Source organism: Paraburkholderia metrosideri (assembly GCF_904848625.1).
Lineage (GTDB): Bacteria > Pseudomonadota > Gammaproteobacteria > Burkholderiales > Burkholderiaceae > Paraburkholderia > Paraburkholderia metrosideri.
Window position 1 is genome coordinate 26,262 of record NZ_CAJHCP010000014.1, and the last position, 20,030, is coordinate 46,291.

A 20,030-nucleotide genomic window follows, 5' to 3' on the forward strand; every position below is an offset into this window, starting at 1 on the left:
GGCAGAGGTGGTTTAGCTGAGGGTCCCCGGTTGGCACCGGTGGAAAGGTCTGCGCGCTTGGAAGTGAGAGCCCGGCGCGGGACGAACACCGCGCGTCGCCTGACGACGCATTCGATGTCCAGCCGCATTCGTGTGCATGCAGCACATGGGCGATGACGGCTCGCGTGAGGGCGAGCACGATGTGGGCGGAAACTCGGGTGAGCAAGTCACGTCGAGCTCGCGTTTGAGGGCGAGGGAAATGATTGACGGGCGCCAGAGCGGCGCGTCGCAGACCGAAACGAGCGATGGGCTCGAGCGTCTCAAAGATGCAAAGGAAGCGAACGATTATCCGCAAGCGGACAATCGAGGCATCCTGATGACCCCGGTTGCACCGAGAACCATCTCAGCCGCATGCATAAACTACACAAAAGAGTGCTATGCCACGCTCAGATGGCGAGTCATTCGGGGCGGCCTCTGCATCAGAGGAGCGTGCGATGGATGTCGCCTCAGCCCGGAGTCGTCCAGATGGACGCGGGCAGGATTGATGCGTCGACTGCGCTTGACGAATCTGCGCTCGATGCGAGCGCGAGCAGGGAGAACACGGGCAGATGAATCCGCGTGCTTTTTAATCGTGATGTGCTGCGAGCTGCAGCCAGAAAGGTGGTTTTCGCAGGGCAAACTACGCGAGCCGTGCCCGGGGCGTTCATCGATGCGTCAGAGACGCGTAGAAGCTGTTTTCGCCGGATAGACCACGAGAGCCGTGCCCGAGGCGTTCTTAAAAAAGCTCTTCCAGCAGTGCAAGGGAGCTCGACCGAAGCCGTCACTGTTGCAGGGTGCCAGTTAAGCAATTGGCATGGAAACCATGCCGAGTCGTTGCGTCAGAGACGCGAAAGTTGGAACAACATTACCACAGTCTTTTGCGTTTGAAAATCGTGATCATCTGATTTTGTGGGACCTATGGCAAAGCACCCGATTTTTTCACGTAATGAACCGCCGATAAGGACCTCCCCATTTTGACAAGCGGGTTTTGATGCGTCACTGGTCAAGCTCCGGTGTCGTTCGAGACGTTGGTGGTGCGGACGGCGGCGAGACAGACTGCATGCCTATAAACGGCCTTGCTGGGCGCTGTGGTTGCCACGCCCGGGCCCGGATAGTAACCGCGCAGCGGGACTCCATCCCTAGGACGGCGAATAGATGCGATTTGGCGCCTTACGGTTCATCGAGTTCGCCCGCTGCCGGTCTGACCTGTCGCTATCCTTTACCTGTTGCGTCTTCGAGTGCAAAGTGGATCGTGGTTGATGCCTGATTCAGCTGTTTGTTGCGCAAATCACCGCGCGCGGAGCAATACACATGTGCGATGGATCGAATTTCTCGCCTTTCGCGAGCACGGCCCAGAGAATACGCGCATGCTTGTTGGCGACGGCGACCAGCGTCTTGTAGTAGCCGACGCGCGCCTGTAGCTGGACAATCCAGCGCGAGAGCCGGTCGTCACGTCGGTGCGCCGTCAGGACCGCTGAGCGCGCGCCCTGAAACCGCAGGGTTCGGAGATAGTCGTTGCCTTGCTTGGTGATGCGTCCGAGCCGCTGTTTGCCGCCGCTGCTGTTCTGTCTAGGTACGGTGCCGATCCAGGCAGCCATCTGCCGGCCGTTTTTGAATTGTCGCGCATCAACGACGGTCGCAACAGCGGCGGATGCAGTCAGAGGGCCCGCGCCGCACACGTCCATGCACCGCTGTGCCTGAGGATCATGACCGGCGTGTTCGGCAATCTGTTTGTCAAGCCACGCGATTTCCTGATCTAGTGCCTGGCATTGTGCCCAGCCACGCATCAGGGCCAGGCGTGCGGGACCAGCGAGTTCGTTGCTGCCGTCTTCGATACGGTCGACGATGTGTTGGTGTAATGTGCGGACGCCTTGCGCCAGAAACACACCGAACTCGGCAAGCAGTCCGCGCAGGCGATTCACCGGCGCGGTACGTTCCTCGACTAACCCGGTCCGCATGCGGTGAAGTACAAGCACGCTTTGCTGGGCTGGTGACTTGACCGGCACGAAACGCATGTGTGGACGGCTAGCGGCCTCACAGATCGCTTCGGCATCTTGTGCGTCGTTCTTCACGTGGGGACCTCCCTTTCAATACTCAGGATTGCAAACAATTCGTCTGAGCGATCTATTCGTCCTTCCTGAAGATGCGATACATCTCAGTGATTTCATGAAGGACCAGGAAGCCACGCCACATCACGGTAGGGCCGGGTGGGTGGTCGTGCTTGCGGTTCAGATAGCCGCCGAGTTTTGCAATCCACAACATTACTTCGCTGAGCGAGGGTGTTTGAGGTGGCGGTTTTGAGGTGCGGTTAGCGCGGCTATAGAGCGCGCGCCACTCGTCGGGCTGCAGAAGCACCTCGCAGGACAGATCAGGATCGGCGCGGCCCAGCAACGTCGCGTACATGATGCGCCAGGCGATCACGGCAAATAACGCGGTCGACCGGACGAACCGGTCCAGATTGCCGAACTGACGTTTTTCAATGCTGCATCCGCTCTTGAGCACACGGTGCCACGACTCGATCGTCCACCGCCGCGCATACCAGCAAAGTCGCTCGATCGCGTGCTCCAGCGTGATGGTCGGCACGGAACTCAGCAGCATCCATTCGAGTGGCTCAACGCCTGCGGGCGGGTAGGTTTCGAGTGCGTGAATGGCAAACACTTCGACCGCCCCGAGTCCGGGCGAAGCTCGTTTCGGCGCGCGCAGCTGAACCGGCGTGGACCGCACCGTCAGACACGCAGTGCGCTTGGCCGTGTTGCGCTGCGCCGGCACCTGCAGCTCGGTCTCGCCCATGGGCGCTGTCGCGGTCACGGTGTCCCACAGATACTGCTCCGGGTGGGCAGTGCGGCGATCCCATGCTGCACGCACAAGCCAGTCGACGCCCGCTGGCCGCTCGGCCACGAAAACTTCGTAGACGTCGCTTTCCCGGTCGCCTGTTGCCACTATCCGGGTATCGGGGCAGCGCGGCTTGGATAACGTCAAGCAGGATGACCGGCGCATTGACTCATCAGAATTGCAACTCGCGCTGACCTGTTGCCTCACGTAGTTTGCTACCGGTCGGATTGTCCGGCGGGAGCGGCTCGAGGTGACGAGGCAAATCAGCATGACGGCACGCAAGGAGTTGGTTGCAGCATTGCAGTTGCGATATAGCGGCGCGACGTTCGGTGAGCGGAGCAGGATCCTCGACGAGTTCGTGGCTTTGACGGGGTATCACCGCAAGCACGCCATCCGGGTGCTGCGTGAGAACGCCGGCGCGATAAAAGGGCCGCGCGAGCGCAACCGGCTATACGACGAGGCGGTGCGTCAGGCGTTAACGATGCTGTGGGAAGCGGCCGACCGAATTTGCGGCAAGCGCCTGAAGGCGTTGATTCCAAAGCTGGTTGATGCCATGGAACGGCACGGCCATCTCGACATGGATCCGGTCATCAGGGCCAAGCTACTCCAGGTCAGTGCGGCGGCCATCGATCGCATGCTGGCCAATGCGCGTTTGCATATCGATGGGCAGCGCAAACGCCGCAAGGGTGTGGGCTCCGCCATCCGGCGCAGTATCCCGGTGCGTACCTTTGCCGACTGGCGCGATCCGCCGCCGGGCTTCTTCGAGATCGACATGGTCGAACACTGCGGCGGCACAAAGGTAGACGGCGAGTTCGTCCACACGCTGACGTTGACCGATATCGCCAGCGGCTGGACAGAACGTGTGAACATGCGTCGGCGTAACCAGGTACTGGTTATAGAAGCGTTCGACAAGGTGGCGGCCGATCTGCCATTCGCGATGCTTGGAGTGGATTCGGATAACGACACCGCATTCATGAACCAGAGCGTCTTCGACTATTGCAAGGAGCACGGTCTTGAGCAGACCCGCTCGCGGGCCTACAAGAAAAACGATCAGGCCTGGGTGGAGCAGAAGAACGGCTCCGTCGTGCGGCGACTGGTCGGTTATGGCCGACTGAGCGGCACAGATGCAAGGAACGCGCTCGCGCAGCTATACGCGTCATCGCGTCTATACATTAACTTCTTCCAGCCTTCATTCAAGCTGAAGTCCAAGACGCGCGACGGCGCTCGTGTGCACAAGGTCTACTTAACGCCGGCGACGCCGTGCGACCGGCTTCTGGCCCACGACAGCATCGACCTCACCATCAAGGAGAAACTGAAGGCTCAGTTCGATGGTGTCGACCCCGTGCAGCTGCTGCAGGAGATACGGGTGGCCCAGCAGACATTGAGCGAATTCGCGGCCCACGGCGTGCGTGTCGAAGCAGTACCCGCGGAAGAGCCAGACGTTGCAGTGTTCCTCACGAGTCTCGCTTCGGCATGGAAAGAAGGTGAAGCACGTCCGACACATCGGAAGCAGCCCAAGGCAAAGCACTGGTGGAGAAGCCGGGTCGATCCGTTTGCCGACGCATGGCCGGTGATTGAAGGATGGCTCGTCGCCGAGCCCGGTGTTCAGTCCAGGGAGCTAATGAACCGACTGGCCACGATGGTGCCGGATGCGTATGCGAGCAAGGCGCAGCTACGAACGCTGCAACGCAGGGTCAAGGCATGGCGAGCCGAGCGTGTGAGGGAAATGGTTCTAGGAAACACGGGCAGGTCCGCCGACGCGTCAGCTGAAGTGTGAAACGCAAAACCTGAAAGTTGCCGGGGGCCGGCGCTCCGCGCCCGGGAAACCAGGAAAGAAAGAAAAAAGAAGACGGAACGACAACAACCCCTCGGGTAACATTCCTTCTTGAGGCAACACGCCGGCCAACATGATTGTCGCTGTCCACGCAGCGGCGCGACGGATCGCGAAGCTGCGCAGCATGGCGCCGGTAGCCCGACGGGGCAATCCGCAAGACCTTGCAGATCGGCTCGACCCCGAAGGTGTCGCGATGCTGATCGATGAAGGCCTTCAGGACTTCAGGCGGCGGTCGAGCTCCGCCTGGGCGAAAAACGCACTCGCCAGTTTCAGAATCTCGTTCCGTACCAAAGCCTGTATTGAGATCATGCCGCCTATACACCGGCTGCCATCGGGCCCGTAAGCAGGTAGCGAAACGCAATAACCGTGTAAAGCCGGATCCTGAACTCGTCAAGCTGGCGGACAGCCTGCTGGCGAACTACCAGAAGCCTGAAGACCTAATCGGCGAGAACGGCCTGCTCAAGCAGCTTACCAAGATGCTGGTGGAGCGAGCACTCGAGACCGAGATGTCCGAGCATTTAGGGCACGGCAATGTCCGCGCCGACGGAATTTTGAGCCACCGGGCCGATTGAATTTTGAGCCGGGGTGGAGACCGGTCTGAAGCAGAACCGGTTGTGGATAAGTGTATGGGTTTCCGGGGTCGTTGTCCTCCTGCGTATGAGGGCGCGTTGCGCAGGGGATTCTGCGAAGGGCGTAGCCCGTAGCAGATTCCCCTGCGCTGGCGAACGACGTCAGGCTGATTCGGCGGGGTTCGCGCCGTCGCCTCTGCGCATCGCTTCACGCGAGCGGATGCGTTTCTTTGCACTGGCGCTGCTATGCCGGAAACGGTAGCTCTCGTTGCCGGTCTCCACGATGTGGCAGTGGTGCGTCAGCCGGTCCAGCAATGCCGTGGTCATCTTCGCGTCGCCGAATACACTGGACCATTCGGCGAAGTCCAGATTTGTTGTGACGGCAACGCTCGTGTGCTCGTACAAGCGGCTCAACAGATGGAACAGCAACGCCCCGCCGGCCTGGCTGAAGGGCAGATACCCGAGTTCGTCCAGAATGACCAGGTCAAGACGCAGCAGACTCGCCGCGATCCGTCCGGCACGGCCCTGCGCTTTTTCCTGCTCCAGTGCGTTGGCCAGATCTACCGTCGAGTAGAAGCGCACCCGCTTGCCGTGATGCATGATTCCGGACACGCCGATGGCGGTCGCCAGATGCGTTTTGCCCGAGCCCGGGCCACCGACCAGAACCAGGTTCTGTGCGCGCTCGGTGAACGTCATGGCGGCCAGTTGCGCAACGAGCTGACGGTCGACCGGCGAGCCATCGAAGTCGAAGCCCGCGATGTCGCGATGCACCGGGAACTTCGCCGCGTTCATCTGGTGGCTGACCGAACGCACGGCCCGATCCGCGACCTCGGCCTGCAACAGCCGTTCGAGCAGCCATTGCGAAGACGCCGCCTCGACATTCACCTGTTCGAGCAGTTCGGCCCAGCCGGCAGCCATGCCGTGCAGCCGCAAGTGTTTGAGTTCGACGATCAGATCACGCATGACCGTCCTCCGGCTGTTGCAGTGCCGGGCGCAGCCCGTCGTAGCGCGATGTGTCGGCCAGCGGCGGTGTCGTCAGTTGTAGCGCAGTATCGATCTTCGGCGGCATCTGCACGCTGCGCATGCGCGACAGCACGTTCACTACATGCTCGACGCTCACGCGCCCTGAGGGCGGCGCCTGCTCCAATGCGAGTTCGACGGCAACCACTACGGTATCCAGACCGCTTTCCGGAACCAGTGCCAGCACCTTCGCCATGACCCGGTCACCACCTGGCTCGCGTAGTAACGCCCGACGCAGCCGTTGCAGCGGCTCGGGCATATCCTGGAACGGTGCACCGTTGCGCAGGGCTCCTGGCTTGCGCTGGATCAGCGGGATGTAATGCTGCCAGTCATATCGCACCAGACCTTCATCGGCCAGTCGATCGTGTTCGGCCACCACGGCATCGTCGCCCACCACCACGACACGGCCAGGATAGAGCCGCGTGCTCAGCATCTGGCCTGCAAATTCGCATGGCACGGAGTAGCGATTGCGGCCAATCACCACCAGGCAGGTCGACGAGACCCGTGCTGCGCGCTCAACATAACCGTCAAACGGTGTTGGCATCGGCATCAGATGGGCGCGTTCCTGCTCGAACACGTCGGCGACACTCAGCTCACGATAGTCAGGATGCTTCACCTGATCCCACAATGACCGGCATCGCGTCGCCAACCATGCATTCAGCTCGGCGAAACTGCCGAAACGTTGCCCACGCGCCTCAATCCAGATACGCAGGCGGCTGTCCTGCACGTTCTTCTCGACGACGCCTTTCTCCCAGCCGCTGGCCACGTTGCAGAAGTCCGCATCGAACAGGTAGTGCGAACACATCACTGCGAAACGCGGATTGACCGTACGACCTTTGCCTTTGTGGACCTTATCGACCGCCGTCTTCATATTATCGTAAATGCCCCGACGGGCCACCCCGCCGAAGGCCGTGAACGAGCGCGTATGCGCGTCGAACAGCATCTCGTGACCCTGGCTTGGGTAGGCCACGAGCCAGAACGCCCGCGACGCGCACAGCTTCATGTGCGACACCTGGAGCTTGCGGTAAATGCCGCCGACAACCAGTCCTTCCTCAGACCAGTCAAACTGGAATGCCTCGCCCAGCTCGAATCGCAACGGCACAAACGCCGACTTCGAAACCGCCTTGCCTTCGCCTTGCCGCCAGGCCCGGATGAAATCGGTCACCCGCGAGTAACAGCCGTCGTAGCCGCCAGCCTTGATCTCCTGGAACAGCATCCAGGCGGTGCGGCGTTCCTTCTTCAGTCGCCGCGCGTCGACACTGAGCGCCTGCACCAGCACCTCATGAAACGGCGTCAACCGCGTCGGCTGCGCGCGCCGCTGATACTTCGGTTCTTCCTGAACATCCATGTTCAGGTATTTGCTAATCGTGTTGCGCGACAGGCTTGTGAGACGCGCTATCTCGCGTACCGACTTGTTCTGGCGGTGGAACATCCGCCGCACCTTGCCAATCATGGTCATCGGGATCATCCCCAAACACCCTGCCAGAAAAACTAGCAGGATAGGTTGATTGCCCGGCTCAGTTTTCAGTCGGCGCGATCCCTACAAGTGGCTCAATTTCCGGTCGGCGTAAACATATCTGCGCGCCGAAGCCATTGTGTGCCCGCCGACCTTGGACCGCCAGTCCGCGATGGCGCATATTTATGGCCGATACCTGGACTATCTGAGGCAGGATCGTGGACTCGCAAAGAACTCTCTGCTTGTCTACGGCCCGTTCATCCGCGACTTTCTCGACAGCCACTCGGCCAGCGACGGAAGTTTATTGCCAGATGCATTTTACGCAGTAACGATCCGGAATCATCTCCTTGCCCGCAGCAAAGGCCGATCGCCACAGTACACGCGGCTGATGGCAGTTGCGCTTCGCTCGTTTTGCCATTTCCTATTTCTGCGCGGCGATACGGCCCGAGACCTGGCTGGGTCAGTGCCCTCGGTTAGTAAGTGGCGACATTCAGCTGTACCGACGTTCCTCACGCCTGAGCAGCAAGAAGCTCTCATTGCATCTGCAGACCGGTCGACTCCGACTGGTCGCCGTGAATACGCAATCCTGCTGTTGTTGGCGCGGCTCGGTCTACGTGCTGGAGAAATCGTCGCAATCGAGTCAAGGTCTCGCTCGGCTCTCTCAGCCCACTTGAATACCGGCAAAGTCTTGGAATCGTGGCATCAACCAGTCCAAGAATTTAGCCGCACCCCCTGTGGGTCAGGTTTCAGTCGGCGTTGACAAATCAGCTTTTAATGCAGAAATTCAAGCTTTCCTCTGGATCATCTGTTTCGCGAAATCTGTAGGAATAAAGTCATCAGGAAAAGGGTTCAAGAATGCGGCTATTGCATTACGGAAGCAAAGCCGGCGTTTCAACGGGTGCATTTGCTAGGTGCCCCTTGTTCCCGCTGAACATTTCCTGCTTCCTCACGAATACGCTGGGCCAATGACTCAGTCGGACGTTCGTAGGTATAGAAATAGGGCGGCTTGGGTACGTTTTGCGGGTTGTAATCGTCTATCACAGCCTTCGCTTTGCCTAAATACAGGTTGTCGCGTACGGTCAGGCTCGCCCGATAGTCATGTGTGTAGTGATACAACGGATTAGTCTTTTCGTAGCGCTCACGATCCGACTCGCCATTAACCAATGTTGTTCTCGCCGGCGCTTTCGCTATGTAACTGCAATAGCTTGCGTTGATACCCTCGACCGTCGGGAAATAGGGCGGCTCGGTGCACGACCGTTGCGACGTGTTTGAAAAGATATTCCCTTCAACTGTGGCCTTCGCATCGAGGCTGAAGCTCATGCCGTAGAAGTCCCAGTTTTCCAGAAGATTGTTATACAGGTGGAAAGTGCCGAATTGGGCCCGGGGATTTCTTTGAACGGTGTTGACGAACCAGTTGTGATGCAACGTGACTCTTGCAATCGCATCGCGTTCGTAGTTCTTGAAAAGATCCTCTGACGTAATATTGTTCAGAAGCATGACCTTGTCGTCATCATGGAACTTCACCCATGAGACGGTGACATCGGTCGAGCCGTTTTTGACGTTCAGCAGGCGATCGGCGAAGCGCGATAAATCCAGGTGGTCAATCCAGACATTGCGCGAACCATTGGCAATGTTGACGGCCTGCGAGAATGTGCGCAACTCTCCGTCGATGGTCAGATGAGTCACGATGACATTTGCGCTTCCATAGATACCCAATCCATAGTCGAGCAATTTCACCTGATGTCCTCGACCGTCGATGGACACGTTTGAAGGAACCCGGAGTTGCGAGTGCAGCGCAATCGTCATGTCACTCGCGAAGCGAATCCACGTCGGGCCATTTGTGTTGCGAAGCGCTTCCCGAAGTGTGCCGGGCCCGGAGTCAGCCGCTGACGTGACGACGACCACTCGGCCACCAGCGCCTCCTATGGCCTCACGACCATAACCTTCGCGCTGGCTGAGAAGCTGGGACACGAATGGGCAAGAAGCTATATCAGCACTTGCGTAGGCAGCCTGAGGCTCCGCCTGCGCATGGCCTGTCAGGTTTACCAAGGCAGCCATCGCGCCGGCCAGAACCATCGCGATTCGCTGGCTCGAATGGACTGACCGTCGTGCTTTGCTAGAGGGGCCAGACGTTTTACGCGTGTGGCCTTGGATATGCCTGAGAGTTTGCCCAATCATGCGATTTACGCTGCGATGTTCTGGTTGGCTTTGAAAAAACCGAGATACCACGGCAACGCTTCGACCATGCCGGCGCGAAGGTCAATCAATGGCGCATATCCCAGTTGCTTCTGTGCTTTGGAAACGTCGGCCTGCGAATGGCGAACGTCGCCTGCACGAAAATCCTGATATACCGGCTTGTTGGGATAGCTGAAACCGAGTTCGCCAAGGCTGTCGCGAATGATGTAGAACAGGTCGTTAAGCGTTGTCCGGCCGCCAACAGCCACGTTATACACTTCGCTCGAAGTCAGGTTCTCAGCCAGTGCCGCTCGCAGATTTGCCTGCACGACATTGCCGACATAACAGAAGTCCCGGCTGGACTCGCCATCGCCGTTGATCAGGACATCTTCACCGGCGAGAATTGCCGCGATCCATTTAGGAATAACTGCAGCGTAGGCGCCGTGCGGATCCTGCCGCGGACCGAACGCATTGAAATAGCGCAAGCCTACCGAATTGAACTGGTAGGTACGGCTATAGACGCTTGCATAGATCTCGTTGACAAGCTTGGTGACCGCGTACGGGGAAAGCGGATTACCAATACGTTCTTCACGCTTCGGCAAATTTGGTTCGTCGCCATAGGTCGAGCTCGATGCAGCATAGACAAAACGGCGAATGCCGGCGCGACGCGATGCGTCCAGCATATTCAGAAAGCCAGACGCGTTGACATCGTGCGACGTGATCGGGTCTTTGACCGAGCGCGGCACCGATCCGAGCGCTGCCTGATGCAGAACATAGTCGATCCCGCCGACTGCACGTTCACAAGCAGCAAGGTCGCGGATGTCCCCTTCCTGGAACGAGAAACGGGCCCAGCGCTCAGCGCCTACACGTGCCTTGATCTCATCGAGATTGCGCTGATGGCCGGTGGCAAAATTGTCCATGCCACGGACATTCTGACCCAACATCAGCAGCGTCTCGACCAGGTTCGAGCCGATGAAACCCGCAGCGCCGGTTACCAGCCAGTTGCAACGATTGGCCAGCAGGAATTCGCACAGGCTGTGTTGAGTATCATGCTGCAGCCAGCCGGGAACATTGGTTTCGTTTGCAAAGAGTTCTGCTTTCACTTTAATTCAGTCCGTCTCATCTAAGGTTTCAACATTGTACGTGCGCGTTTGCGTAGCGGCCTCATGGACCGTCTTATGGGAAACATGTTCAGTTCGATCGACACTCGTGACGTGACGCCAGATGCCTCCGCTCAATCTGAGATTTTCTGGGGCCCCCGCGAGATGTTCGCGCAGGCATGAAAAGTATGCGTGCTGCCATCGAATGCTATAAGCCTCCACATCTTCACCGGGTAGCGGCTCGGGAAGTGTTTTGATGGTGTGCATGACTTTGCCGTTTTCCCATCGCGGAGCATAGAAAACAGAGGGCAGTCCAAGTCGATGTACGGCACGCGAGGCGAAGCTGGAATAGGTAACTTCCTGTCCTTGGAACGTAACGCGTGGTGCTGCCGGATTCGGCGCGCCTTCAACTGCGAGACAAACTGCGTACCCCGACTGCAATGCTCTCAGACATTCCTTGGCAACCTGAGCCTCGGTCTGGTCTGCGGTGGAAATCAGTGCTGGTGAGTAGCTTGCTCGCGTCACGCTGGGGGTAGTTGAAAGCCAGCGGGACGGAATGCCGAGCAATTCGAGTGTCATTAGTCCGGCGTACATGGGGCCTACGTGCGCGGTCGCGATCACAAAGCCCTTGCCTGTTGCGAGATAGGGAGCGAAGGCGCCTTCGGCGTCGTCGAGGCTCCCCAGCAATGTCATGGCCTCTTCGATCTGCTCTTCCCGGCATTCCATCCAGTCGAGTAGCAAGTAGTCGACCAGATGTCCCCAACGCGCCGCACGTTCCCATTGAGCATAATCGATATTGTCACCGGGCCGCCGCATCGACCATGCCCAGTCCAGACGTGCCTGGGGAATCGGTGCCGTGTCCAGCTTGCTATCCAATTGCGCTAGGGCTTCCGCAAACGTAGCCGGTAATGCATCTGCGCGCTTCTTCAGATAGCGTTCATAGAGTTCTGACGCCTCTTCCTTGCGCTGCGACTGTGAGAGCGCGGCAACGGCCGCGCGCTGCCAGCGCAAGCGCTCTGGCTGCTGATGGACTAGCGTCAACAATTCCTCAGCAGCGTCTGCGTGACGCCCTGCGTAACGCATGGCCCGCGCAGCCATTGCGCGGGTGTGTTCGAGCTGCGGAGCAAGGGCGCACGCAGCCTGCAAAGGCGCGATGGAGTCCGCATATCGTCCGGCGCGCAAAAGCGATTCGCCATACAGCGATACCGCACGCACGTCGCCCGGTGCAAGCTCGGAGGCGACGGCGAAGTGCCCCAGCGCGGTGACCGTACGATCCTCGTGACTTCCCCGTTCGAGATATGCTTGCCCGAGAGCGGAGCGCAGCGCGGCGCCTTCGTGCCCGGCCTCCAGCGCCCGCTCGCCTGCGATGATAGCCGCGCCGATACGTTTGTCTGCGAGTAGCGCCTGGACTGCCGCCGCAGCGGTCTTTTCATTTGGCAACGCGTCATGATCGAGCGTAGCGGCCGCATGCGCCGCGAGCTCGCGGTCGCCATTGCGAATCAGCGCGGTCATCCAGATATGAGCTTGCGCGTCGGCGACTTCCATCTGGTCTAGAGTTGTCCGGGCGATTTGCGCCGCGTCGGCAACCCGCCCGGCCTGCAGACACAACTGAATCCGGGCGCCGCTGATGCCAACGTTTTCCGGTGCGATACGCGCTGCGGCGTCGGCCTGCGCAATCGCATCGTCCCAACGTTTCAGCCGTCCCAGCAGGCTTGCAAGAAGCCGACGATCGTCGATGATCTGCGGCCATGCTTCGACCAGCACCTGAAGTACCGCTACGGCTGCTTCGAGTGAGCCGTCCCTGACCAGTTGTCCGACGACCAGCCGCCGCACGTCGACTCGCGCGGCGGTTCCACTCACCATCGACGCATCGAGCTCTGAAATGGCCTGAGTGGCGTCTGCCTCGGAGCGGATTCGCGCGATCAGACTGTAGAGTCGCGCCGACGCATCGGGGACTTCACCTGAATCGAGAGCGTCCTGGTAAGCGACGAGGGCCTCCTGCCATTGACCGCGCCGGACCGCCTGCAAGCAGGCGTCGAAGCTCTCGATATCCATGAGACCAGTAGATGGGGTGGCCGTTTTATCCATGACGGAACTCCTTCGCCAGTGCGCCAAAGACTCGTACAAGCAGCGCGAGCACGAAACCGATTGCCAGTGCCTCGAGCAGCAACAGCGGCGTGTTCGGACTGCCCGGCTGGCTATCCGGCAACGGTTTTGCAATCACGCTGAGGTAACGTTGCAACCTGAGCGTATCCGTAAATGCCTGCTGATAGCTCTGTTGTGCGGAGGTCAGGTTGGAGTCCGCAAAAGTTTGAGCATTTTTCAGCTCCTCGTATTCTTTCAGTTGAGTCGCTTCGGTGTTGCCTGCGCCACTAAGGCGTCTGCGCGTGTCAGCCAGACGTTTTTGCAGCACGTCCACCAATGTTGCCGCAGGGTGCAGCATCGGATGGTCCGGATTGCCGAGTGCACGAATCTTGTCGAGATTGATCTGCGCGCTGTTGAGTTCGGCTTCAATCTGACCGACGAGCCCCAGCAGCATGTTCGCATCGGCGACCGGGTCCATGTTTCCATGCGTAATGCGCCACTTGGCCAATGAGGCGCGCGCAAACTTCGAGTCCTTCTCGGCCAGCGTTACTGCTTCACGACTGACTTTCAGCGCATCGTTGACGCCTTTTTCGTCCATGCGATTGACGAAATCCTGGGTGATTTCGAGCAACGCATCGGAAATCACAGTGGCGTCATGCGGCGAAAAAGCACGCACTTTCAGCACATCGACCTGCTCCATCATGTTGTACGACACACTGATGTTACTGGTGTACGCACGATAGAGAGCATCATCGCTTGCGTTAGCTGGCAAATGGGTCGCAGGATCAAATCCCGTCTGCGTCAGACGTTGCCGCAAGCCAATTTTCCGGTCGAGCTGCTGCATGCAGTCGCGTGAACTGAGGAAATCGCTGACTGCCCAGCCATCGACGAATCCGCCCGCGATCGAGGAGGAGTTGTCGCCAGTGCTTAGCAGGCCGCCGGCAGCAGTCGACGCAGCCGTTTGCCCCGAACTCGAGCGAACGGAGAAGCGCGACTCCGCCGAATAGCGCGGCACTGCGATAAATTCCACATACAGAAAACAAAGCAGCACAGGCGCCAGAATTACGCCGACAGTGATCCATCGGCGACGCCTGCGTTCCCGCTGCGCTGCGATACGTGCGCGGCTGCGCACGTCGATCGTCGATTCGGTCTCAGACACCGAATTGTCCACCCGAGAGCGCATCGATGGTGAGTTCTTCTCCCGTGTCTGCGGACTCACTTCTGGACCGCCGCGCGGGGTACCGGCGGATGCACTCGTCGAGGTCATCCTCGATCCGAAGGCTACTTCGCTCATAAACCAAACCTTTGATGCAATAGTCCGCCATCTGATTCTGGCGGTATGTAGACAGTATTAGCGTCCGGCCAACCAGACGTTCCTCAAACAACGCGAGCCAAAGACGCGTAAAGCGACATGGTTCAAATGGTATTGCGCCCTCAATGATGTAGACGTCGCAAGCCGGGGCGAGTGCTAACGCAAACGAGAACTCCTGCCGCGTATAGAGCGGCCAGTGTTCCATCGGCTTCGCAAGGTGGTCAGGGGCAGTGAGCAGATCCGAGACGAGATCGATAGCAGGCACCGCTTCGACGCCGTACAGCGAACAGACGAACCGGATCATCTGAAGCCCGTTGACCTTGCCGCGAATAAAACCCTGACGGCCTAACGGCCATGAAACGCGTCCGTTGTGCCTGACATACCCCTCGCGGGGCGGGCGCAACCCTGCCAGCACGTCGATCACCGTTCGATGCACTTCCGGCGTGCGCGACAGCAGTGCGTAGCGCCCTTGGGGTAAGTCAAAGTCGACATTGGCCAACAGAGGAAGCTCCGAGCCAAACAGTTTTGGAGTATCGGTAACGTCGGTAAGACTGATCATGGCGCTCACATCGGTTGGACCCGGTTGCGCACGAGGCGATCGCAGGTGAGGGCGACCACCATCAAGAGCACAAGCGATGTAAGGAAATAGGACACGCTGGCGTCGGACGATTTGTAGCTTTCAAAGTAAGCCGAGCGCAATAGCTGCATCCCATGTGCGAATGGCGACCACAGAAAAAACGGCCGGTATTGTTCTGGTAATTGTTCCGAGACAAAAAACACACCACTAAACACTTCCAGAAAGCGTTCAATGACGGCTGCGAGTCGGAGAAAGAAGTGCCAGCCGGTCGCAATCGTTCCGAATAACAGGCCGATGGCCGTACCGCCTGTCGCCATCGCAAACACGCAAGCGACAAACCCGAGCCAGTTGTCGGGGAGTGTCACTAGGTTCAGCTCGACACCGACACTGATGAGGATAAAGAAGACGAACAAGTAGATGCCGAGATAGATCGACGCCTGAACCAGCAGACACATTAATGGATTCACCTGCTGAAGGTTGAGCAGGCCGCGCGCTGATACATAGCTGGTACTGCAGCGGAAAATGATCTGGCGAAACATGATCCACGTCGTTGCGCCGAGCAGTGAGAACGTAGCCACATCCATGCCGAGAATAAACTGCGTTCCGGTCAGCAAATAGAGCGAAGAGATGAGCCCAAGCAGGACCGCCGGTCCGAACAGTGCCCACACCAGCGCGAAACGGCTTTCTCCGTGCATGGTCTGCAACTGCAGGATCAGTAGCGGCAGGAGAGCGAAGAGCCTTGATCGGCCACTGCTTTCAGTGGACTGTTGTTGCGTCGCATGAAGCATCGCGACACGCTTGCGCAGCTTGGCCAGATCCGCAGCTTCGTCGGGTGCAAGTTCGACATCGAGAGCAATATCCTGACGCGAAGCATGGCGCCGCGCGTCGCGGGCTTCCTGTTGCTTGCGCCGTTGCGCGCGCATTTCAAAGGCCGCACTGAGCCGCAATTCCTGATCCGACAGATCAGCAGGTGCGTAGCCGGGCGCGAATACATCGATATTCGCGCGAATATCGTTTTCAAGAAGACGAATCGTGGTGCGATACAGGCGTCGGTGAAAATCGGCTGCGTCGCTATCCAGATCGGATAGGGCTTCTTCCTGATTGAGCGCCTCTTCCAGTGCATCATAGGCGGCGCGGCGGTCCGCCACAGAGTTTCTGGGCACAGCGCGCAGCACTTCGAGCATGCGCATGAGCAATGCGGCGGCTCGCGATGGCGATACCTGCCCAAGCTGTGCTTCGGCCTCGTCTCCGGAAGAGGACGTGGCAAGACCGCCTGTATTTTGCCGGACGGAGCCCGAAAACGACGGCGATTCGTCGTTTCTGGCGACGTTTGCATCCGGAGCGGGTACAACCGGGGTCGCCTTGCGCCCGGCTAGCCGGCGCTCGCGCCACTTCGCGATCCGGTCGTCATTGCCGCCGGTTGCCGGGCTTGCCAATGATGCTGATTCATTGCCGCCGGCGACGTTGGAGTCGGAAGCGGCCGCACCGCGAGCAGTGTTGCTGCTTGCAGTGTCCAGAGGGGGGCGGCTAACAGCGCCGGCTCCCATTTTGACACCCGCTGCCCGGCGCTTGCGCCACTCCGCGATTCGATCGTCGTTACTCATAGGCGCATCATCAATTCGCGAGTGCGCTAACCGAGCGCGCCGTGCCCAGCGTTGCACTGAACGCCGAGAGTACCTTCTGTACCTGCGTGAAAGGCGCGTCGGAAATGTAAATTGCATCTCCGTTATGCACCGCGAACTCGCGGGCAAGCGCAATCTGGGCGGGCTGGGTGAAGTCGAACTGGTACACGACAGGGGGGCGGTCGCTCGAATTCGCGTTTGCCACGGTGTCTTTGTTCGACTGCAGTCGCATCAGGAACACGGCTCGCGGATTGGCGAGCGGATCGCTCAAGCCTCGCGAATCGGCCAGCGCGTCCAGCACGCTGTAGTTCCGCTTCGACAGTTTGATCTGACCTTGGGTGCCAGCGGCCCCCAGAACGATCATGTGTTCGAGGATGTCGTGTACGACGACCGAGTCGCCAGGACGCAGAACGATGTCGTCCGCCTGGTCGCGATAGATATCGGCCAGTCGCACAGAGGCCGACTGGCCATTGCGTCTGACTGTGACGGCAAGTTGTTCAGGGTTGGTCTGATTGGGTAGCGACAGGCTGAGCAAACCGCTCAGACGAGCCATGTCCGGACCGAGCGGATACACACCGGGTTTGGTGAGGTCGCCTTGGATCGTGACCGTTTGCCCCTTGTGGGTAGTAGGTTGCACGCTGACATCAGCGCCTGTCGTGAGACGGCTCAGATGCGTCAGAACTGCATTGCGCAACTGCGCGGGCGTGAGCCCCTGCGCCCTGACTTTCCCGCTATAGGGCAGGTAAATATCGCCGGACTGATCGACAATCAGTTCGCCCAGATTCGTCGCGCCATTCGGCCCAGGCGTAAATACACCTAATCCGTCGTTTTCCCAGATGGTGATCTGAATACCGTCACCTGGGACGAACCGGTCATAAGCGAACGGTTGAACACTCTGGAAAGCCGGAGGGAAATTTTCCGTATCCGGGCCGCGGCTTTCGCGCGCGAGTTCCGCCGTCACCGGCACGAGGACAATGTTTTTGTTTTCGTGTGCAGCCTGCACTTCGCTCAGCAATGGCCCGCTGCGCGGCAGGACGCAACCTTGTAGCGCAACCGAGCCAAAGAGCGTGACCAATAACATACCTGTGGGCTTCGGCAACGATAGCCATGCGGCAGACATCAGGCTTCGAACGTCGAAGGACTTCATATTTACTTTGCGAACCATCTGGGGGTGAGCCCGGTTATTGGAGGTGATGAGGCCGGAGGCCGGCATCGAGCGGCTTTATCGCAAGATCGCCATCACTGATTTCATCGGAGTTCTCTGTCGGCAGGCAGAGCAGCGAGAACCGTTCAATCATCGCGTCGACAGAAAACAACATGCGGGCGCGGTGACGCGCGTGTTCCCGTGCGGAGCCATCGGCCTGAAAACCGTCGATCATGGTGGCGAGCTTTTCACATGCCATGTTCAGGTCGGGATGTTCTGCGCATTCCAGCAGATGCCCTGTCACACCGTTGACAAAGCACTCGCCCGCGCCACCGGCCGGAGTCGATAACGTGGCAATACCCAGCATCTGCGCTTCGATCAGCACGTTGGGCAAACCTTCGTAGCGCGACAGCAGCACCTTGGCGTCCATCTTCGAGTACCAGTAGCCAACATGGCTTGACAGACCGACGAGCAGAAGCCGATCGACCACGCCGAGCTCGGCCGCCAGCGCCACAGCGCTTTCCTGCAAACGGCCATCGCCCACGATAACGAAGCGTGCCTGCGGACGTCGCTTCAGATAGCGTGCAGCGAGCTTGATCCACGACAGCGGGCGCTTGTCCGGCTCGAAGCGGAATACGCCGCCGATGGTTTCCGTTGCATCGGATGTACGTGCGGCAAACGCTTCCCAGCGGGCCTGTTCTTCGGCGGGAGCGGTCGTGTTGATATCCGGTACGCCGTTATAGAGAATCTGGAAGCGCGTCAGCGGCAGATCAAGCCAGCGTGCGTATTCTTCGGCGGCCGTGCGGCTGTTGCTGCAAAACTGCACGCCGGGCACCTGCGCCAACGCGCGATACAGCACGTCGTATTCAGGCCGGTGACGTTCCTTCCGAATGCTCGGCGGCAAGCCGCGGAACACGAGATGGATCACCGGTACGCCTGCGAGAAGGGCAGCCAGCGCGCCGAACAGACAGGTTCCATCCTGCCAGAGGCTGACCACGTCGAATTTGCGTTCGCGTAAATGCGGCGCGAGGCGTGTGACGCCGTAGTGCACCGGGGCCGGCAACTTTTCCAGCAGCCGGCGTAACGACGGGTTGTCGATCGGCTGATGAACCACCGAAACAGGCGCAAGCGAATTGATCTCGGTCAACGCAACACCTGCTTCCCGCAGACTGTCGGCAAAGAAATCGAGTCTTTGATTCTTGCCAGAGCTGGCAGCTTCCCTATATTGCTTGACAAGCACTTCGACGGCTGCGGGTTTCAGGCTCGTTGCTTCTTTCACGCCATCTGCCAGCTTCTGCAGATTGCAGGCGAGTCGCGTCAACTGCCGTTCTGCACCGCCGGGTCCGAGGCTGCCAGTGAGCAAAGCGATGGATGGCGCGTGATCGGCCGCCAGCTGGGGCAGCACGCGATGGCGGAATGACAGGATCGCGTGCTTCATTGCAACGATCTTGATGTCTTGGCCCAACAAGCCGCTCTTCGGCTCGAAACGCTGAAAGAACGCGTAGTCGTCGGCAAGGGACTCGGCAAGCTGCCCGGCCTTGGATTCGGGAGCGAGCGATGCCGAGACCGGCGCGAGTGTCTCGATCGCATCGGCGAGAAAACCCCGCTTGGAGAGTCGCTTTGCCAGTGCGACACGCAGGTCGCGTCGATTGTGCAATTCGATCAGCTTGCCGAACAGCGCGTCAGATGCCTCGTGTGCACGAATGTCCGCGAGAAGCTCGGCGCGCGCCAGCCCAAGACGCGGGTCATCGAGCGCTTCCGGCATATATTCATCGACCAGCGCAAGCGCATCGGCGTTACGGTGTTCCCGGACGAGATGCGACGCGCAATAGCGGACGATGCGAATGTTCTCCGGCTGTTGGGTCAGAAGCTCCGACCACTGGGCAAACATGTGGTCCGTATGGCCCGCTGCTTCCTTGAGCTGCATTCGCATGAAGCGCACAGTCCAGTCGCCCAGATAGGTCTGAGCCAACGCTTCAACGTGATCCAGCGCTTTCTGCGCAGCTTGAACGGTAGTCGCTTCAGCAACAAGATGCGCGAGCTCGTCTTTGACCTGAGCAAGAGCCTCGTCTTCCGGCGTGACGACTGCACTTTGTATTCCGTGCGCCGTGTCCCGCCTGTCGTCCGTCATCTGGATGCCGTGCTGACGAGGTACTGTGCCGGACAGGTCTGTCAGATCGACAGTGCTGGAGCCACGCTGGTTGCTTTGTTCTTTCATCGATGAGCTCTTGCTTCTCGGGAAGGCCGGCAGGGGATGAATAGTGACGCCGCCCGCAATCGATGCGG

At 59.3% G+C, this 20,030-nt stretch carries 12 protein-coding genes, 3 pseudogenes and 1 other annotated feature; of the genes and pseudogenes, 2 read left to right on the forward strand and 13 right to left on the reverse strand.

Translation table 11 applies throughout. The features are described from left to right. Window positions 1-1,286 precede the first annotated feature (1,286 nt). Together LMG28727_RS27255 and LMG28727_RS27260 are read right to left on the reverse strand one after the other, a co-directional pair. Window positions 1,287-2,105 (reverse strand): annotated as a pseudogene (locus LMG28727_RS27255) (IS110 family RNA-guided transposase); the annotation flags it as partial. A gap of 37 nt (window positions 2,106-2,142) precedes the next feature. Beyond that, complete coding sequence (locus LMG28727_RS27260) at window positions 2,143-3,120, reverse strand: IS4 family transposase (RefSeq protein ID WP_201645439.1); 978 nt, start codon at window positions 3,118-3,120, stop codon at window positions 2,143-2,145. Here LMG28727_RS27260 and LMG28727_RS27265 point away from each other — a divergent pair. Next, complete coding sequence (locus LMG28727_RS27265) at window positions 3,119-4,627, forward strand: integrase catalytic domain-containing protein (RefSeq protein ID WP_201645440.1); 1,509 nt, start codon at window positions 3,119-3,121, stop codon at window positions 4,625-4,627. The two genes, LMG28727_RS27260 and LMG28727_RS27265, sit on opposite strands and share 2 nt — an antisense overlap. A gap of 148 nt (window positions 4,628-4,775) precedes the next feature. Here LMG28727_RS27265 and LMG28727_RS27270 read toward each other — a convergent pair. After that, window positions 4,776-4,966 (reverse strand): annotated as a pseudogene (locus LMG28727_RS27270) (IS3 family transposase); the annotation flags it as partial. Continuing rightward, window positions 4,827-4,943 (reverse strand) — a sequence feature (AL1L pseudoknot). (Overlaps the previous pseudogene by 117 nt.) Before the next feature lie 113 nt (window positions 4,967-5,079). Between LMG28727_RS27270 and LMG28727_RS27275 the strand changes: the two are divergent. Then, a pseudogene (locus tag LMG28727_RS27275) lies at window positions 5,080-5,211 on the forward strand (IS256 family transposase); the annotation flags it as partial. 204 nt (window positions 5,212-5,415) lie between these two features. Here the strand turns inward: LMG28727_RS27275 and istB are convergent. The 10 genes from istB to LMG28727_RS27330 all read right to left on the reverse strand — a co-directional run bounded on the left by istB (window position 5,416) and on the right by LMG28727_RS27330 (window position 19,962). Further along, window positions 5,416-6,216 (reverse strand): IS21-like element helper ATPase IstB, encoded by an 801-nt coding sequence (gene istB / locus LMG28727_RS27280; protein WP_201645441.1) that lies wholly within the window; start codon window positions 6,214-6,216, stop codon window positions 5,416-5,418. After that, a complete protein-coding gene (gene istA / locus LMG28727_RS27285) occupies window positions 6,209-7,732 on the reverse strand; it encodes an IS21 family transposase (protein WP_201645594.1) in 1,524 nt (507 codons plus the stop codon). The genes istB and istA overlap by 8 nt, the downstream gene beginning before the upstream one ends. 888 nt (window positions 7,733-8,620) lie before the next feature. After that, window positions 8,621-9,805 (reverse strand): pectate lyase family protein, encoded by a 1,185-nt coding sequence (locus LMG28727_RS27295; protein WP_201645442.1) that lies wholly within the window; start codon window positions 9,803-9,805, stop codon window positions 8,621-8,623. Window positions 9,806-9,912: 107 nt separating this feature from the next. Beyond that, entirely contained in the window at window positions 9,913-10,938 is a 1,026-nt protein-coding gene (locus LMG28727_RS27300) for an SDR family oxidoreductase (RefSeq protein WP_201645595.1), read from the reverse strand. Between the two features lie 75 nt (window positions 10,939-11,013). Further along, the gene (locus LMG28727_RS27305) at window positions 11,014-13,119 is read right to left on the reverse strand and encodes a tetratricopeptide repeat protein (protein ID WP_236592408.1); all 2,106 of its coding nucleotides are present in this window, start codon (window positions 13,117-13,119) and stop codon (window positions 11,014-11,016) included. Continuing rightward, entirely contained in the window at window positions 13,085-14,248 is a 1,164-nt protein-coding gene (locus LMG28727_RS27310) for a sugar ABC transporter (protein WP_236592410.1), read from the reverse strand. Before LMG28727_RS27310 ends, LMG28727_RS27305 begins: the two co-directional genes overlap by 35 nt. After that, on the reverse strand, window positions 14,241-14,960 hold the full coding sequence (locus LMG28727_RS27315; protein WP_201645443.1) for a P-loop NTPase family protein: 720 nt from the start codon (window positions 14,958-14,960) through the stop codon (window positions 14,241-14,243). Before LMG28727_RS27315 ends, LMG28727_RS27310 begins: the two co-directional genes overlap by 8 nt. 5 nt (window positions 14,961-14,965) lie before the next feature. Next, complete coding sequence (locus tag LMG28727_RS27320; protein ID WP_201645444.1) at window positions 14,966-16,582, reverse strand: ABC transporter permease; 1,617 nt, start codon at window positions 16,580-16,582, stop codon at window positions 14,966-14,968. Window positions 16,583-16,592: 10 nt separating this feature from the next. Further along, window positions 16,593-17,747, reverse strand: a complete 1,155-nt coding sequence (locus LMG28727_RS27325) for a polysaccharide biosynthesis/export family protein (protein WP_201645445.1) — start codon at window positions 17,745-17,747, stop codon at window positions 16,593-16,595. A gap of 34 nt (window positions 17,748-17,781) precedes the next feature. Then, window positions 17,782-19,962, reverse strand: a complete 2,181-nt coding sequence (locus tag LMG28727_RS27330) for a glycosyltransferase (RefSeq protein ID WP_236592411.1) — start codon at window positions 19,960-19,962, stop codon at window positions 17,782-17,784. Window positions 19,963-20,030 lie beyond the last annotated feature (68 nt).

What these genes read in the sequence shown, in the direction of transcription:
- LMG28727_RS27265 (WP_201645440.1), top strand. Translation starts at nt 3,119, where the DNA reads ATGACGGCACGCAAGGAGTTGGTTGCAGCATTGCAGTTGCGATATAGC.
- LMG28727_RS27260 (WP_201645439.1), bottom strand. Translation starts at nt 3,120, where the DNA reads ATGCTGATTTGCCTCGTCACCTCGAGCCGCTCCCGCCGGACAATCCGA.
- istB (WP_201645441.1), bottom strand. Translation starts at nt 6,216, where the DNA reads ATGCGTGATCTGATCGTCGAACTCAAACACTTGCGGCTGCACGGCATG.
- istA (WP_201645594.1), bottom strand. Translation starts at nt 7,732, where the DNA reads ATGACCATGATTGGCAAGGTGCGGCGGATGTTCCACCGCCAGAACAAG.
- LMG28727_RS27295 (WP_201645442.1), bottom strand. Translation starts at nt 9,805, where the DNA reads ATGGTTCTGGCCGGCGCGATGGCTGCCTTGGTAAACCTGACAGGCCAT.
- LMG28727_RS27315 (WP_201645443.1), bottom strand. Translation starts at nt 14,960, where the DNA reads ATGATCAGTCTTACCGACGTTACCGATACTCCAAAACTGTTTGGCTCG.
- LMG28727_RS27320 (WP_201645444.1), bottom strand. Translation starts at nt 16,582, where the DNA reads ATGAGTAACGACGATCGAATCGCGGAGTGGCGCAAGCGCCGGGCAGCG.
- LMG28727_RS27325 (WP_201645445.1), bottom strand. Translation starts at nt 17,747, where the DNA reads ATGAAGTCCTTCGACGTTCGAAGCCTGATGTCTGCCGCATGGCTATCG.
- LMG28727_RS27330 (WP_236592411.1), bottom strand. Translation starts at nt 19,962, where the DNA reads ATGAAAGAACAAAGCAACCAGCGTGGCTCCAGCACTGTCGATCTGACA.